This window comes from Couchioplanes caeruleus (assembly GCF_003751945.1).
GTDB lineage: Bacteria > Actinomycetota > Actinomycetes > Mycobacteriales > Micromonosporaceae > Actinoplanes > Actinoplanes caeruleus.
The window spans coordinates 6,093,555-6,108,317 of record NZ_RJKL01000001.1; the positions used below are offsets into that span (position 1 = coordinate 6,093,555).

The 14,763-nt window shown below is 71.2% G+C and carries 13 protein-coding genes; 11 read left to right on the forward strand and 2 right to left on the reverse strand.

Features of this window, described 5'->3' with window-relative positions; translation table 11 throughout:
• Positions 1-11 precede the first annotated feature (11 nt).
• From EDD30_RS27335 to EDD30_RS27365, 7 genes are all read left to right on the forward strand, one after another.
• The gene (locus EDD30_RS27335; RefSeq protein WP_071803757.1) at positions 12-842 is read left to right on the forward strand and encodes a DUF4397 domain-containing protein; all 831 of its coding nucleotides are present in this window, start codon (positions 12-14) and stop codon (positions 840-842) included.
• Positions 839-1,510 (forward strand): class F sortase, encoded by a 672-nt coding sequence (locus EDD30_RS27340; RefSeq protein ID WP_071803756.1) that lies wholly within the window; start codon positions 839-841, stop codon positions 1,508-1,510. The genes EDD30_RS27335 and EDD30_RS27340 overlap by 4 nt, the downstream gene beginning before the upstream one ends.
• Positions 1,511-1,571: 61 nt before the next feature.
• Complete coding sequence (locus EDD30_RS27345; RefSeq protein WP_071803754.1) at positions 1,572-3,248, forward strand: serine/threonine-protein kinase; 1,677 nt, start codon at positions 1,572-1,574, stop codon at positions 3,246-3,248.
• A 118-nt stretch (positions 3,249-3,366) separates the two neighbouring features.
• A complete protein-coding gene (locus tag EDD30_RS27350) occupies positions 3,367-4,863 on the forward strand; it encodes a M28 family peptidase (protein WP_071803752.1) in 1,497 nt (498 codons plus the stop codon).
• Positions 4,864-4,963: 100 nt separating this feature from the next.
• Positions 4,964-6,286: a hemolysin family protein gene (locus tag EDD30_RS27355; protein ID WP_071803751.1), complete on the forward strand. Its 1,323-nt coding sequence runs from the start codon at positions 4,964-4,966 to the stop codon at positions 6,284-6,286.
• Positions 6,283-7,476, forward strand: a complete 1,194-nt coding sequence (locus tag EDD30_RS27360) for a hemolysin family protein (RefSeq protein ID WP_071803750.1) — start codon at positions 6,283-6,285, stop codon at positions 7,474-7,476. Before EDD30_RS27355 ends, EDD30_RS27360 begins: the two co-directional genes overlap by 4 nt.
• 39 nt (positions 7,477-7,515) lie before the next feature.
• Positions 7,516-8,328, forward strand: a complete 813-nt coding sequence (locus EDD30_RS27365) for a sporulation protein (protein ID WP_071803749.1) — start codon at positions 7,516-7,518, stop codon at positions 8,326-8,328.
• A 159-nt stretch (positions 8,329-8,487) separates the two neighbouring features.
• On the opposite strand, the gene leuE is transcribed toward EDD30_RS27365, so the two are convergent.
• A complete protein-coding gene (leuE, locus tag EDD30_RS27370; RefSeq protein WP_084556181.1) occupies positions 8,488-9,249 on the reverse strand; it encodes a leucine efflux protein LeuE in 762 nt (253 codons plus the stop codon).
• Positions 9,250-9,788: 539 nt separating this feature from the next.
• Positions 9,789-11,030 (reverse strand): bifunctional pyridoxamine 5'-phosphate oxidase family protein/GNAT family N-acetyltransferase, encoded by a 1,242-nt coding sequence (locus tag EDD30_RS27375; RefSeq protein WP_244945416.1) that lies wholly within the window; start codon positions 11,028-11,030, stop codon positions 9,789-9,791.
• 46 nt (positions 11,031-11,076) lie between these two features.
• Here EDD30_RS27375 and EDD30_RS27380 point away from each other — a divergent pair, with 46 nt between their 5' ends.
• The 4 genes from EDD30_RS27380 (at position 11,077) to recA (ending at position 14,740) form a co-directional block, all read left to right on the forward strand.
• Complete coding sequence (locus EDD30_RS27380) at positions 11,077-12,423, forward strand: aminotransferase class I/II-fold pyridoxal phosphate-dependent enzyme (RefSeq protein WP_071803748.1); 1,347 nt, start codon at positions 11,077-11,079, stop codon at positions 12,421-12,423.
• Positions 12,424-12,504: 81 nt separating this feature from the next.
• Complete coding sequence (locus tag EDD30_RS27385; protein ID WP_071803747.1) at positions 12,505-13,167, forward strand: UdgX family uracil-DNA binding protein; 663 nt, start codon at positions 12,505-12,507, stop codon at positions 13,165-13,167.
• A 127-nt stretch (positions 13,168-13,294) separates the two neighbouring features.
• The gene (locus tag EDD30_RS27390; RefSeq protein ID WP_071803746.1) at positions 13,295-13,495 is read left to right on the forward strand and encodes a DUF3046 domain-containing protein; all 201 of its coding nucleotides are present in this window, start codon (positions 13,295-13,297) and stop codon (positions 13,493-13,495) included.
• A 198-nt stretch (positions 13,496-13,693) separates the two neighbouring features.
• Complete coding sequence (gene recA / locus EDD30_RS27395; protein WP_071803783.1) at positions 13,694-14,740, forward strand: recombinase RecA; 1,047 nt, start codon at positions 13,694-13,696, stop codon at positions 14,738-14,740.
• Positions 14,741-14,763 lie beyond the last annotated feature (23 nt).

Genomic DNA, 14,763 nt, shown 5'->3' on the forward strand with positions numbered 1-14,763 from the left:
CAGGAGGCACCGTGCTGACTCGTATCGCCGCGGCAGCCGCCGTGCTGGCCGCCCTGACGCTCACCGCGTCGCCGGCCCGAGCCGTCGGCGCAGGTTACGTCCGCCTCGCCCATCTCTCGCCCGACACCCCGGCCGTCGACGTCTATCTCAAGTCCACCAGCGGCGCGGCCGAGGACCACAGGTTCGACGGCGTCGCGTACGGCGCCATGTCCGACTACCTGCGTCTACCCGCGGGCACCTACTCGGTGGCCATGCGCAAGGCGGGCGCGGCCGCGAGCGCGCCGCCCGTGCTGACCACGCAGGTCACCGTCGACGACGGCGCCGCCTACACGGTCGCGGGCGTGGGCCGCTACGCCGACCTGGGCCTGCGCGTGCTCAAGGACGATCTGCGGCTTCCCGGCCGGGACGAGTCGAAGATCAGGATCATTCAGGCTTCCGTACGCGCACCCGTGCTCGACGTGGGCGGCGCCGACGGCCAGACCATCGCCGACGGGGTCGCGTTCGCCACCACCACCGACTACCGCGCGGTCGACCCGGGCAGGTGGACGGTCAAGGTGAAACCGGCCGGCGGCGGCAGGACCAGTGATCTGCCGTGCACTCTCGGGGCCGGCAACGTCTACTCGCTGCTCGTGCTCGACGATCGCGACGGTGGCCTCAAGCCGGAGCTGCACATCGACGCGGCCCGCCAGGGCGGCGTACCCCAGGGTGGCGTGGCCACCGGCGGCGGAGGCACCGCCCCGGCGGATCCGTTACCGGCGGCACTGCTGCTGGCGGGGCTCGCGGCCGCCGTCGGCGCGGGCGTCGCGGTCGCGCTCAGGCGGCGTCCGCAGACCGCCGGATGACCGTACGCGACACCGCCCGGCGCGCGTTCCTGCCGGTCGCGGCCGCATTGCTGACCGCCGTCGTCGTCGCCACCGGCTACCTGGTGCTGCGCGAGCCCCGTCCCGCCGGTCAGGTGGGCCGGGGCCCCGGCGCCGCTCCTGATGCCGCCCGGTCGGCTGTGCCCGTACCGTCGGACTGGCCGGAGCCGGACGGCCTGCCGGACCCGTTCGGCACCGCGAAGCCGGCGGCGAGCGGGCCGCCGACCCGCCTCCGGGTCGAGGCCGTCGGCATCGACACCGTGCTGGAGGCTCTGCGGCTCGGCGCGGACGGCGAGCTTGTGCCGCCCGAGGGCGACGACCACGCCGGCTGGTACGCGGACGGCACCGCACCCGGCGACGTGGGCCCGGCCGTCCTCGCCGGCCACGTCGACTCGAAGAACGGCCCGGCGGTCTTCTACCGGCTGCGCGAGGTCGGCGTCGGCGACCGGATCGAGGTGATCCGCGGCGGCGCGACGCTCACCTTCACCGTCACCGCGACGGCCTGGTATCCGAAGAACGCGTTCCCGACCGAGCGGGTCTACGGGCCCACACCGGACCGCCAGCTTCGCCTGATCACCTGTGGCGGCGTCTTCGACCGGAGTCTGCGGTCCTACCGGGACAACCTGGTGGTTTATGCGGTGGCCGGGTGACGTCGATGTGCGCTCGCGTCAGGCGCGACTACTCTTAGTAGGAAGAGACGGGTGGGGGCCGATGGCGGTCAGGCGGATGCTCATCGCCGGTCGGTATCGCCTGCGCGAACCGGTCGGCGTCGGCGGGATGGGGCGCGTCTGGCTGGCTCGCGACGAGATGCTCGACCGTGACGTGGCGGTCAAGGAGTTCGTCCTGCCGGAGTGGATGACCGACGGCGAGAAGGCCCGGCTGCGCAACCGGACGCTGCGCGAGGCGCGCAGCGCGGCCCGGCTCAACCATCCGCACGTGGTGAAGATCTACGACGTCGTGCACGCCGTGGACCAGCCGTGGATCGTCATGGAGTACGTGCCGTCGCGCTCGCTGCACCAGGTGCTCCGCGAGGACGGCCCGTATTCCCCCAGGGGTGCCGCCCGCATCGGCCTCGACGTGCTGGAGGCCATCACCGCCGCCCACCGCGCGGGCGTGCTGCACCGCGACGTCAAGCCGCACAACGTCCTCATCGGCACCGACGGCCGGGTGGTGCTCACCGACTTCGGCCTCGCCACGTTCGTCGACGACGGCTCGGTGACCGGGCCGGGGATGGTCGTCGGCTCCCCGCAGTACGTGTCGCCCGAGCGCGCCCGCGACGGCGCGTCCACCGTGGAGTCCGACCTGTGGTCGTTCGGCGCGACCCTGTACGCCGCCGTCGAGGGCCGCTCGCCGTACGCGCGGGAGAGCGCGATGGCGACCCTGCTGGCGCTCGCGACCGAAGAACCCGACCCGCCCACCCGGGCCGGGCCGCTGAGGCCCGTCCTGCTGGGACTGCTGCGGCGCGAGCCGGCCGAGCGCCTCACCGGCGTGGAGGCGGCCCGGCGGCTGCGCGCGGTCCTCGCCGGGGGTGACGGTGGTCCCCGTCCGGTCGTACCGTCGCAGCGCAGAGCCCTGGACGACGAGCTCGCGCCGCACATGCCGAAGCGTCAGGTCCGCGGCGGCGGCGCCGCCGTCCCGCGGGCGCGGGCGGTCCCGGCCCGGCGGGGCACGCCGGTGCGGTCGCGCTCACGGCGCTTGGTCGCGGGAGTGACCGCGGTGGCGTTGCTCGGTGCCGGGAGCGTCGCCGCCGGCCTGGCGTTGCGGGACAATGACGGCGCGGCACCGAACGGCGCGTCCGGCACGGTCTCGCCGCCTCCGGTGCCCACCTCCACGTCCGGCACCGCAGGCGGTACGGGCGGTTTCAGCCCGGTCGGCTGCCTCGGCGGCGCCTCGTCGGTGCAGCGCCGGACCCCTCAGCCGGGGGCGGAGAAGCTGCGCGACGGCTGGGCGCTCTACGAGGGCTGGTCCTATTACACCGAGCGCGGCTTCCACATCGCGGTGCCCGACGGGTGGACGTACGAACGGATCGGTACGACGCTCTGCTTCCGCGACCCGAGCAACCTGCGGGTGCTCAGCATCGACCCGGCGCGCAACGCCAAGGGCGACCCGGTGAAGGCCTGCCGGGACGAGGCGGCCCGGCTGCGGGTCGCGGGCAACCTGCCGGGCTACCAGCAGTACGCCATGAACCGGATCCCCGCGCTGGCCCGGGCCGCGGACTGGGAGTACGCCTACGACGGCCCTTCCGGCGTCCGCATGCACGCGATGACCCGCTGGATCGCCTCCGGCGGCAAGGGCTACGCGTTCGGCTTGATGACCCGGGAACTGGACTGGCCGGCGAACTTCGCCACCTGGGGAATGATCGTCAGCACCTTCTATACCGACGGTTAGCGGTATGGGTCAGTCGGTATGGATAGACGGACGTCTAACTCTGTAATGCTCGGCGTGGCCGCCGCTATACCCCCGGCGACGGCGGACCCGAGCCCCGCGGAGGACTCCCGTGAGAGCAATGCCCCTGATCGGAGCGACGGCGCTGCTGCTCAGCGTCGCCGCCGCGGCCCCGGCGCAGGCTGCCGCCGTGGCGCCGCCCGACATTCCGCTCGCCAACGTCAAGAACCACCTCTCCCAGTTCCAGTCGATCGCCACCGCCAACGGCGGCAACCGTGCGCACGGCCGGCCCGGCTACCTGGCCTCGGTCACCTATGTGAAGGGCCTGCTCGACGCCGCCGGCTTCCAGACCCAGCAGCAGTCCTTCACGTACGGCGGAGCGACCGGTTACAACCTCATCGCGGACTGGCCGGGCGGCAACACCAACGACACCCTGATGGTCGGTGCGCACCTGGACAGCGTCACGGCGGGGCCCGGCATCAACGACAACGGCACCGGCTCGGCGGCGAGCCTGGAGGTCGCGCTCGCCGTGGCCCGCACCGGCTTCCAGCCGACCCGGCATCTACGGTTCGCCTGGTGGGGCGCCGAGGAACTGGGGCTGCGCGGCTCGACCTTCTATGTGAACTCGCTGAGCGCGGCCCAGAAGGCGGCGATCGGCGGCTACCTGAACTTCGACATGGTCGGCTCGCCCAACCCCGGCTATTTCCTCTACGACGGCGACGACTCCGACGGCACCGGCTCGGGTCCCGGCCCGGCCGGCTCCGCCGAGATCGAGGACACGCTGGAGGCCTACTTCACGTCGATCAACGTGCCGACCCGCGGCACCGACTTCGACGGCCGCAGCGACTACGGCCCGTTCATCGCCAACGGCATCCCCGCGGGCGGCATCTTCACCGGCGCCGAGGGCCGCAAGACCGCCGCGCAGGTGGAGCTCTGGGGCGGCACGACGGGCGCGTTCGACCCCTGCTACCACCGCGCCTGCGACACCGTCACGAACGTCAGCGACACCGCGCTGGACCGCAACTCGGACGCGATCGCGTACGCGGTCTGGACGCTGGCCGACGACACCGGGACGCCGGGCGAGACGGTGTTCGGCGACGACTTCGAAACGGCCAGGGGCTGGGCCGCGAACGCGGCGGGCGGCGACACGGCCACCGCCGGCGCGTGGCAGCGCGGTGACCCGGCCGCGACCTCCTCGGGCGTCGCGACCCAGCTCGGCACCGCGGTCAGCGGCAGCAACGACCTGGTCACGGGCGCCGCGGCGGGCACCAGCGCGGGCACGTACGACGTCGACGGCGGCGCCACGACGATCCAGTCGCCCGCGATCGCGCTGCCCAGCGGCACGCTTTCGCTGTCGTTCTCCTGGTACCTGTCGCACCTGAACAATTCCAGCAGCGCGGACTACTTCCGGGTCCGCGTGATCTCCGGCACCACCGTCACCACGGTGTTCAACCAGGCGGGTGCGGCCACCAATCGCGCGGCCTCCTGGCAGAAGGCCACGGTCAACCTCTCCGCGTACGCCGGTCAGACCGTCCGGCTGCAGGTCGAGGCGGCCGACGCGAGCACGGCCAGCCTGGTCGAGGCGGCCGTGGACGACGTCGTCGTCACGAGGTCCTGAGCCCGCGACCCGGGCGGGACAATCCGCTCCGCCCCGGGTACGGCCCCGCTGATACCCTTCGTGAGATGAGTGGCAGTATCCGGCCGGGCTTGGCCCGGCTGTGTTGATCTTGGTAGGCCTTCTCCTCGTCATCGTGGTCACCGCGGTGACCGGCTACTTCGTCGCCCAGGAGTTCGGCTACGTCGCGGTCGACCGCAAACGCCTGCGTCAGGAGGCGGAGCAGGGAGACAAGTCCGCCGAGCGCGCCCTCGCCGTCACCGAACGCCTCTCGTTCGTGCTCTCCGGCGCGCAGCTCGGCATCACCGTCACCGCACTGATCGTCGGGTACGTCGCCGAGCCCTTCCTCGGCGAGGGGCTGGCGGAGCTGCTCGGCGTCGCCGGCGTACCCGCCGCGGTCAGCGTGCCGGTGTCGCTCGTGCTGGCCCTGCTCATCGCGACCGTGGTGCAGATGGTCCTCGGCGAGCTGGCCCCGAAGAACCTCGCGATCGCCCGCGCCGAGCCGGTCGCCAAGGCGCTGGGCCGCTCCACGCTGATCTATCTGACCGTCTTCGGCCCGGTCATCAAGCTCTTCGACGTGGCCGCCGCCAAGCTGCTGCGCCGCGTCGGCATCGAGCCGATCGAGGAGCTGCCCGAGGGCGCCACCGAGGAGGACCTGGAGCAGATCATCGCGGAGTCGCGCGCCGAGGGTCACCTCGACCCGGAGCTCTCCGCCCTGCTCGACCGCGGCCTCGACTTCCGTCGCCGGACGGCCTCGGAGGTCATGGTGCCGCGGGTGGACGTGCACACCGTGCAGGCGTCAGGCCCGGCCGCGCAGGTGGTCGAGCTGCTCGAGACGGGCCGGTCCCGCTTTCCGGTCCGCTCGGGCACCGGGGTGGACGAGATCGTCGGCGTCGTCGGCATCGCGGACCTGCTCGCCGTGCCGCCGGCTTCGCGGGCCACCGTACGGATCTCCGAGATCGCCGTGGCACCGCTGTTCGTGCCCGCCTCCCTGCGCCTGCCGGCCGTGCTGGACCGGCTCCGCGCCGGGCACCGCCAACTGGCCTGCGTCGCCGACGAGTACGGCGGCTTCGCCGGCATCATCACCCTCGAGGACATCGCCGAGGAGCTGGTGGGCCCGATCCGTGACGAGGACGACCTGCCCGAGCCGGCCCCGGCCCGCCAGACCGACGGCTCCTGGATCGTCCCGGCCCGCTGGCGCATCGACGAGGTGACCGACGCGACGGGCGTCCCACTGCCCGAGGGCGAGGACTACGACACCGTGTCCGGCCTGGTGATGGCCCATCTCGGCCGGGTGCCGGAAGTGGGCGACGAGGTGTCGCTGGCGTCCGGGGCGGAGCTGGCCGTCCTCTCCGTGGACCGGCACGTGCCGGAATCGGTCCGGGTCTCCGCCTCATCGCCCTCCTCGCCGGAGGATTCCCGATGAGCCCCACCTGGGCCGGCATCGTCTCGGTGCTGCTGCTCATCGGCAACGGGTTCTTCGTCGCGGCGGAGTTCGCTCTCGTGGCGAGCAAGCGCTACCGCCTCGAACACGCCGCCGCCGACGGCAGCCGGGCCGCCCGCGCCGCGCTCGAGGGCAGCCGCGAGCTGTCGCTGATGCTGGCGGGCGCCCAGCTCGGCATCACCCTGTGCTCGCTCGGCCTCGGCGCCCTCGCGGAGCCGGCCATCGAGCACCTGCTCCACCCGCTGCTGCACGCGGCGGGCCTCCCGGACGTCCCCAGCTCGATCATCGCCCTGCTGGTGGCGCTGGTCATCGTGACGTTCCTGCATCTGGTGATCGGCGAGATGATGCCGAAATCCTGGGCGATCACCGACCCGGAACGCTCGGCAACCCTGCTGGCGCTGCCGTTCCGAGGCTTCGTCCGGCTGGCGCGGCCGGCGCTGGTCGGCCTCAACGGCCTGGCCAACGTGGCGCTGAAGCCGTTCGGGGTGCACCCGCAGGATCAGCTCGCCCAGGCGCACGGGCCGGAGGAGATGCACATCCTGCTGGAGCGGTCGCGGGCGGAAGGGCTGATCGGGGCCGAGCAGACCGAGCTGCTGACCAGCATGCTCAAGCTGCAGGAGATGACGGTGGGCGACCTGCTCATCCCGGACGATCAGTTGGTCACGGTGGCGGCGGGTTCGTCGGCCCGGGACGTGGAGGAGGCTTCGCTGCGGAGCGGGCGCTCGCGGCTCGCGGTGGTGGCCTCTCCGCCTGGCCCCTCTTCGCCGGGCGCTTCGTCATCCGTCTCGGCCGCTTCCTCGCCGGTCTCGGCGGCTGTGCCCGTCTCTCCGGCCGCCTCCTCGCCGGCCTCGGCGGCCTTGTCCGTCCCGGCGGCGGCCTTGCCGGCCGGGACGGTCGTCGGGGTTGTTCATGTGCGGGAGGCGGTGCGGGCGACGACCGCCGGGGTGGCCGCGACGGCCGAGGACCTGATGGACCGTCCGTTCACCCTGGACTGCGCGGTGACGCTCACGGACGCGGTGACCGAGATGCGCGCGGCCCGGGCCCAGTTGGCGATGGTCACCCGAGCCGGGGAAAGAGTGGGCTTCGTGGCACTGGAAGACCTGTTGGAGCAGGTCATCGGCGAGTTCGACGACGAGACTGATCCCATACCGGTGGGTCGGCGGATGCGCTGAGGGATGTGGCGGCCCGCTCGGCGCTGAGAGGGGTGCGGGATGGTCTTCGAGAAGGTACTGCGGGCGTTCGGCGTGGGAGGCCCGGCCGTCGACACCGTCCTGTCCAGCCCCGACACGCACCCGGGAAGCGAACTCGTCGGGGCCGTCCGCCTCACCGGCGGCGACTACGACGTCGACGTGGCGACCGTCGCGGTGGGGTTGGTGAGCCGGGTGGAGGCGGAGGACGGCGACGCGCTCGTCGAGTTCCACCGGGCCTGGGTGGCGGCGGGCTTCACCCTCGCGGCCGGGGAGCACCAGGACCTGCCGTTCGCGATCACGTTGCCGTGGGAGACGCCGCTGACCCACGCGTACGGAAGGAAGCTCAGCGGAATGTCCCTCGGCCTCCGCACGGAGGTGACCCTGGAGGAGGCGGTCGACAACGGCGACGTGGACATCATCGCCGTGCATCCCCTGCCGGCGCAGGAAGCGGTGCTGGAGGCGGTCGTGCAGCTCGGCTTCCAGTTCCGGCACGCCGACGTCGAACGAGGAGCGATCTACGGGGTGAGTCAGGACCTGCCGTTCTACCAGGAAATCCAGTTCACGCCGCCGATGGCGTACTCCCGGGAGATGGACGAACTGGAGGTCACCTTCGTCGCGGATGTCGAAGGAGTGGAGGTGATCCTGGAGATGGAGAAGCACGGAGGACTCCTGCGCCGGCCCCGGGACAGGTACGCGCGACTGCGGCTCACGCACGCGGAGGCGGAGGCCGGGCCGCGGGACTGGACAGCGGCGGTGGAGAAGGTCGTCCGGGAGGCACTGGAGGAGAACCCGCCGCCGGAGTTTCCGGGCGCGGGTGGACTCCACGCTTCCTGAGCCGATGTCGTGCCGCCGCTGCCTGTGGCGGGCCTTCTCCTGCTGCCCCGTGCCTGCGCGCCTTCCATGAGGCAGTGTCGGTGGCGCCTCCCGTGCTTTCCTCGGGAACCTGGGTTTCGTGCTGTCCCCGTCTGCGGAGGTGGTGGCGGGGCCGGGCGGCTATCCCGCGCTGGCGGTCGCCAGCTTGATGCCGAATCCGACGAACAACACTCCGATGCCGGTCGAGGCGGCAGCCGACAGCCGCCGGCGTCGTCGGAACTGCCCGGCCAGGAACTGTCCTCCGAAGATCAAACCGCTGAGGTACAGCGCGCTGAAGAGTTGAAGGACCGCCCCGAGCACCAGGAACGACAGCGCCGGATGCGCATAGCCCGGCTCGACGAACTGGATGAGGAACGACACGATGAACAGGATGGCCTTGGGGTTGAGCAGGCTGACGATGAGGGCCCGCCGGAACGGCCGCCGCATCCCGACGGGCGTCCCCTCTGGTGGGGACTGCCCCGCCGACGGAACGGCGCTCGGAGCGAGATCATCACCCGCAGCGACTTCGTGAACGGCGATGGCCCCCGAGGCATCCGCGCCCGCCGCGCCGGTCGGCCGGCGATCGACCACCCCTCCGCGCTCCCGCCGCTTGCGCCAGGCACTCCGGATGATGCCCAGCCCGACCCAGGCCAGATAGGCGCCACCCGCGTACTTGATGACCATGAAGATCGGCGGATAGGCCCGCAGCAGTGAAGCCACCCCGGCGGCGGCCAGCACCATCAGAACCGTGTCACCGACAAAGACCCCGAAGGCGGCACGGTACCCAGCCCGCACCCCACGCTGCGCGGCGACGGACAGCACGAAGATCGAGTTGGGTCCGGGCAGCAGAATGATCGCCACGGTGCCCAGCACGTAGGTCCAGAAGTCGGTGATTCCCAGCACGGCCCTATCCTCGGTTCGCAGGCCGCCTCCGGGCAGCCCCCGCAGGGACAAGAACCTGTGGCCTTGCCCACCCCAGCCCTCGTCCACCGACGCCACCCGCCGAGCGGCCCATGTGCGGCACGTTCTCACGCTTGCCCGAGCCCACGACAACCACTGCACGGCCGGGGCCGTCGGAGGCAGGCCGCCCTCCGGACCGCGTGACGGGCCATCGCGGCCATCGCGGCCACCGGGGTGTCGCCCTGTCGGCTGGTCCGGGACCGGTCTCACCCCGTCCGCGGGTTCCGGACCGACCTCGTCCCTTTCCTGGCGCCTGCCCTACCAGGGCCTATGTGTGCGGACTGCCCGGTCAAACCCACCTCCATTGCCGGATCCGGCCTGGCCGGTCCCCGCCGATCGCCGGGCCGCCTGGCTGGCCTCCCCCCGATTGCCGGGGCCGCCTGGCGGGACTCCTCGCGATCGGCGGGGGCCGGCCGGTCTGCCCTCACCCGCTTGACAGCGTCGCCCGGTTGACCTCATCCCCGCTTGCCGCGCAACACCGGTCAACCGGCCGCCACTCGGGCTTGCAGGCGCTCCTTGGCCGCCGGCCATTCGTCGACCGTCATCGCGAACAGCACCGTGTCGCGCCAGGTGCCGTCCGGTCGCAGGCGGTGCCGCCGGATCAGGCCGTCCCGGCTTGCTCCGAGGCGTGCGATGGCTTGCTGGGACCGTTCGTTGCGGATGTCGGTGTACCAGAACACCCGTCCGGCCCCGAGCACCTCGAAGGCCCGCTCGAGTAGCAGCAGTTTGGCCTCCGTGTTCACGCCGGTGCGCCACCAGCGGCGGCCGAGGATGGTGTGTCCGATCGCCAGGGCTCCTCCCTTCTCGTCGACGTCGTGGTAGCTCGTCATGCCCATCACCTTGCCGGTGGCCGGATCGCATTGCGCCCACGTCACGCGCTCACCCGACCACTGGTGGCGTGTGGCGAGCGTGACGTGTTCGGCCATCGCTTCGCGGGTGCTCGGCCTTGGCGTCGGGAGGAACTGCCACACCTCGTCGTCTGCTAGTGCCGCCATCAGGCCGTCCACGTGTGCCGGTGAAAGTGGCTCCAGCGAGACGTGCTTTCCGCGCATCGGCACTGCCGTCGTCCACGGCGAGTGCGGCGCGTGGGGGAGGTAGGACGGGATCGCCGACTCCACTCCCGTGTCCGGCTGTGGCAGTCCCGCGACGCGCTGCAACGGGAGCACTCCCGCCCAATGGGGCAGCGGTAGGTCTTCGGGATCGTCGACCACTCCGCCTTCCCGTAGCCGTACCGAAACCTCTGTCAACGGCAGTGAGAGAACGACGGTGGTCGCCAACTCCCGGCTCGTCGGTGGGCGGCTTTCGGCCGCTCGGCCCGCTCCCAGCTTCTCCACCAGGGCCGACATCGCGGCCTTCTTCTCGCTCTCGTCGCCGATCGGCTTGGCGACTCCGTGCGCCACCAGGGACCGGTAGTTGGCACTGTGGTGAAACTGCGAGCGGGCGTAGACCAGCCCGTCCAGCAAGGTCACGGAGACGCACACCCGCACGCCGTCGGCTCGCGCCGTCAGGCCCAGCCGGCCGCCCGTCGAGGCATGCAAATAGAGCGTGTCGCCGACGCGGACATGCATGGTGGGCAGCACCCGGGGCTCTCCGTCAACCACGAACGCCACCGTGCAGTCATAGGCCTCGTCGAGGATCGCGTGTGCCGAGCCGCGCTCGTAGCGCATGCGGTCGCGATGGCGCGTCGCGGTCGTGCGGGCGGTGAGCTGGTAGAGGTCGGTCACCGGATGCTCCTTGCCAGATTTTCTGTACTAGTACAGAATCGACACTGTGACAGAACAATACCAGGTGACCGGCTCGACCGCCGCAGCGATTTCCGGGAGCATCGAGGCCGGCGTTCGCCGGGGCGACTGGGTCTGGGGGGAGGCGTTGCCGCCGATCCGGGTCCTCGCCGACGAGTTGCACGTCAGTCCCGCCACGGTGTCGAAGGCTTATGCGGACCTGCGCCAACGCGGCATTGTGGAGACCTCTGGCCGGCGCGGCACGCGCATCCGGTCGCGTCCGCCGATCGGCGGTGCGCGTGCGGCTCTGCGGCTGCCCGTGCCGGCCGGCGCCCTGGACCTGTCGTCGGGTGATCCGGACGTCCGGCTGCTGCCCGCGCTCGGTCCGCACTTGCGGGTGGTGTCCGATGAGGTCGGAGCGCCGGGAGGTTATGCGGCCGCCGACGCGATGCCCGAGCTCGTCGATGCGGCGGGTCCGCGCCTCGAGGCCGACGGCGTCCCGGTGGCCGCCGGGGCGATCACCGTCACCAACGGCACACTCGACGCCATCGAACGCCTGCTCACCACTCATCTGCGCCCCGGCGACGCGGTGGCCGTGGAAGATCCCGGCTGGGCGAATCTGCTCGATCTGCTCGCCGCGCTCGGCCTGACTCCCCTGCCGGTCGCGATGGACGACGAAGGTCCGCTCCCCGACCGGTTGTTGGACGCTATCGCCTCCGGGGCGCGCGCGGTCGTCATCACCACCCGTGCCCAGAATCCGACCGGCGCGGCGGTCACCACTGAGCGTGCGGCCGCCCTGCGCAAGGTGTTGTCCTTCCGGCCCGAGGTGCTGCTCATCGAGGACGACCATGCCGCCGAGTTGTCCGGCGTGCCGTTGCACTGCCTGAGCGGTGCCACCACCGCCTGGGCGTTCGTCCGGTCGGCGTCCAAACCGTTCGGGCCCGATCTCCGGATCGCCGTGATGGCCGGGGACGAGGCGACCATCGCGCGGGTGGCCGGCCGCATGCGGATCGGCACCGGCTGGGTTTCCACGCTGCTGCAGCGTCTGCTGCTCCGGCTCTGGCGAGACGAGGATGTCGCTGCCCAGATCGCCGCGGCCGGCAGGAGCTACGACCACCGTCGCGACACATTGCGGCACGCACTGACCTCCCGGGGGGTCAAGGCCTACGGCACCACAGGCATCAATCTCTGGGTACGCACACCCGACGAGACCCGGCTGATCACCGCACTGAGGGACGCCGGATACGCGGTGGCGCCCGGATCGTTGTTCCGCATGGACGCGCCCCCTGGCGTACGGATCACCGTCAGTCCTCTCGACGACGAGGCGATCGAGCCGCTCGCCGACATCGTGGCGGCTGCCGCCTACCCGCCCGGCGTGAGCATCGTGGGTCGATGACGGTGACTGGTCCGCCGCGTTCATCCCCGTTCAGGTGATACCGCCGGGCGTGGACGGCACGCGAACGGGTAGAACGGTGGAATGCCAAGGACCGAAGCGCCGATCGGGGCACAGCATTTCGTTCCGCCGCGAGCGCACGAGCTCGACGAGCTCAAGGCCGCCGCGGCCCACTGTGAGGGCTGCGAGCTCTATCAGAACGCCACGCAGACGGTATTCGGCCGCGGTGACGCCCATGCCCGCGTGGTCTTCGTCGGCGAGCAGCCCGGTGACGTCGAGGACCAGAAGGGCCTGCCGTTCGTCGGTCCGGCCGGTCGGCTGCTGCGCGAGGCGGTCGACGACGCGGGCATCGATCCGGGCCACGTCTACATCACCAACGCGGTCAAGCACTTCCGCTTCGAACTGCGCGGCAAGCGACGCATCCACCAGAGTCCGGGACCCGCCCACATCACGGCCTGCCGTCCCTGGCTCGTCGCGGAATTCGCCCTGCTCAAACCGGAGCTCCTGGTCGTGCTGGGCGCCACGGCGGCCAAGGCCCTGCTCGGCCCGTCGTTCCGGGTCACCCGATCCAGGGGCCAGCTCATGCCGTGGCCGGCGTCCGCGCAGCATCCCGGGGACTTCCCGGTCGCGGAGATCCAGGCGCTCGCGACCATCCATCCCTCGGCCGTGCTGCGGGCCGATGATCGGGATGCCGCGTACCAGAGCCTGGTCGACGACCTCAAGGTGGCCGCGACAGCCCTGGCCTGACATTTGAGCACTTTGTGCGAGTTGCTGGTCAGTGTCGTCTCTCTCGGTGGGCGTGGTGATCCAGGTCTCTCGGGGCGGCTCCGGGCGACATCTCCGGTCCTTCCGGCCTCGCGAGTAGGCTCTTGCCGTGCGGTTGACGGATTTCTGGCAGCGCCTCGAGCAGGCCTTCGGGCCCGCCTATGCGCGCAGTCTCGCCGCCGATCACGCCTTCGCGGACCTCGGTGGACGGACGATCGACGAGGCCATAGCCCGGGGTGTCGAGACGGCTACGATCTGGCGCGCCGTGGTGGCCGCGTACTCCGATCGGGTGCCTGCGCGCCTGCGCTGAACACCTTTCGTACGTTTGTTCTGGCGTGTCGCTCGAGCGTCGAACAGGTGTTCGGCTATTGTCCTCAGCGACGTGGTCATCCACAGCTCAGGGCCGGGCGGTCGTTTTCTGTCAGACCCAACGTCTAGCGTGACCCGCGTGGTGAACAGAAGCTCTTCGGCGAAGACGCCTGCGAAGTCGAGTACAGGGGTGGCGGACATGGTGGCAGGACCTGACCGGGACAAAGCTCTCGATCTGGCGTTGGCGCAGATCGACAAGCAATTCGGCAAGGGCTCGGTGATGCGACTGGGGGAGCGGCCGGTCGTGCAGACCGCCGTCATCCCGACCGGCTCCATCGCCCTGGATGTGGCGCTCGGCGTCGGCGGCCTGCCGCGCGGCCGCGTCATCGAGGTCTACGGGCCCGAGTCCAGCGGTAAGACGACGGTGGCCCTGCATGCGGTGGCCAACGCCCAGCGGGCCGGCGGCATCGCGGCTTTCATCGACGCCGAGCACGCCCTCGATCCGGAATATGCCCGCGCCCTCGGCGTGGACACCGACGCCCTGCTTGTCTCGCAGCCCGACACCGGTGAGCAGGCGCTCGAGATCGCGGACATGCTGATCCGCTCCGGCGCGCTCGACATCATCGTCATCGACTCGGTGGCGGCCCTCGTGCCCCGCGCCGAGATCGAAGGCGAGATGGGCGACAGTCACGTCGGTCTCCAGGCCCGCCTGATGAGCCAGGCGCTCCGGAAGATCACCGGTGTTCTGAACAACTCCGGCACGACCGCCATCTTCATCAACCAGCTCCGCGAGAAGATCGGCGTCATGTTCGGCTCCCCCGAGACGACGACGGGTGGCCGCGCGCTGAAGTTCTACTCGTCGGTGCGCCTCGACGTGCGCCGCATCGAGAGCCTCAAGGACGGCACGGACGTGGTCGGCAACCGCACCCGCGTCAAGGTCGTCAAGAACAAGGTCGCGGCGCCGTTCAAGCAGGCCGAGTTCGACATCATGTACGGCAAGGGCATCTCCCGCGAGGGCTCTCTGATCGACGTGGGCGTCGAGCAGAGCATCATTCGCAAGTCCGGCGCCTGGTACACGTACGACGGTGACCAGCTCGGCCAGGGCAAGGAGAAGGCCCGCGAGTTCCTGAAGGAGAACCCGGACGTCGCCGCCGAGATCGAGAAGAAGATCCTCGAGAAGCTCGGCGTCGGCCAGACCAGCGGTGACGCCGCGGGTGGGCCGGAACTTCCGCCGGTCGACTTCTGATCGACCGCCCGCGGACCCGTCGC

Bases quoted from the DNA above. Each gene is read 5' to 3' on its own strand.
- EDD30_RS27350 (WP_071803752.1), top strand. From the start codon at position 3,367: ATGCCCCTGATCGGAGCGACGGCGCTGCTGCTCAGCGTCGCCGCCGCG.
- recA (WP_071803783.1), top strand. From the start codon at position 13,694: ATGGTGGCAGGACCTGACCGGGACAAAGCTCTCGATCTGGCGTTGGCG.
- EDD30_RS27340 (WP_071803756.1), top strand. From the start codon at position 839: ATGACCGTACGCGACACCGCCCGGCGCGCGTTCCTGCCGGTCGCGGCC.
- EDD30_RS27360 (WP_071803750.1), top strand. From the start codon at position 6,283: ATGAGCCCCACCTGGGCCGGCATCGTCTCGGTGCTGCTGCTCATCGGC.
- EDD30_RS27365 (WP_071803749.1), top strand. From the start codon at position 7,516: ATGGTCTTCGAGAAGGTACTGCGGGCGTTCGGCGTGGGAGGCCCGGCC.
- EDD30_RS27385 (WP_071803747.1), top strand. From the start codon at position 12,505: ATGCCAAGGACCGAAGCGCCGATCGGGGCACAGCATTTCGTTCCGCCG.
- EDD30_RS27345 (WP_071803754.1), top strand. From the start codon at position 1,572: ATGGCGGTCAGGCGGATGCTCATCGCCGGTCGGTATCGCCTGCGCGAA.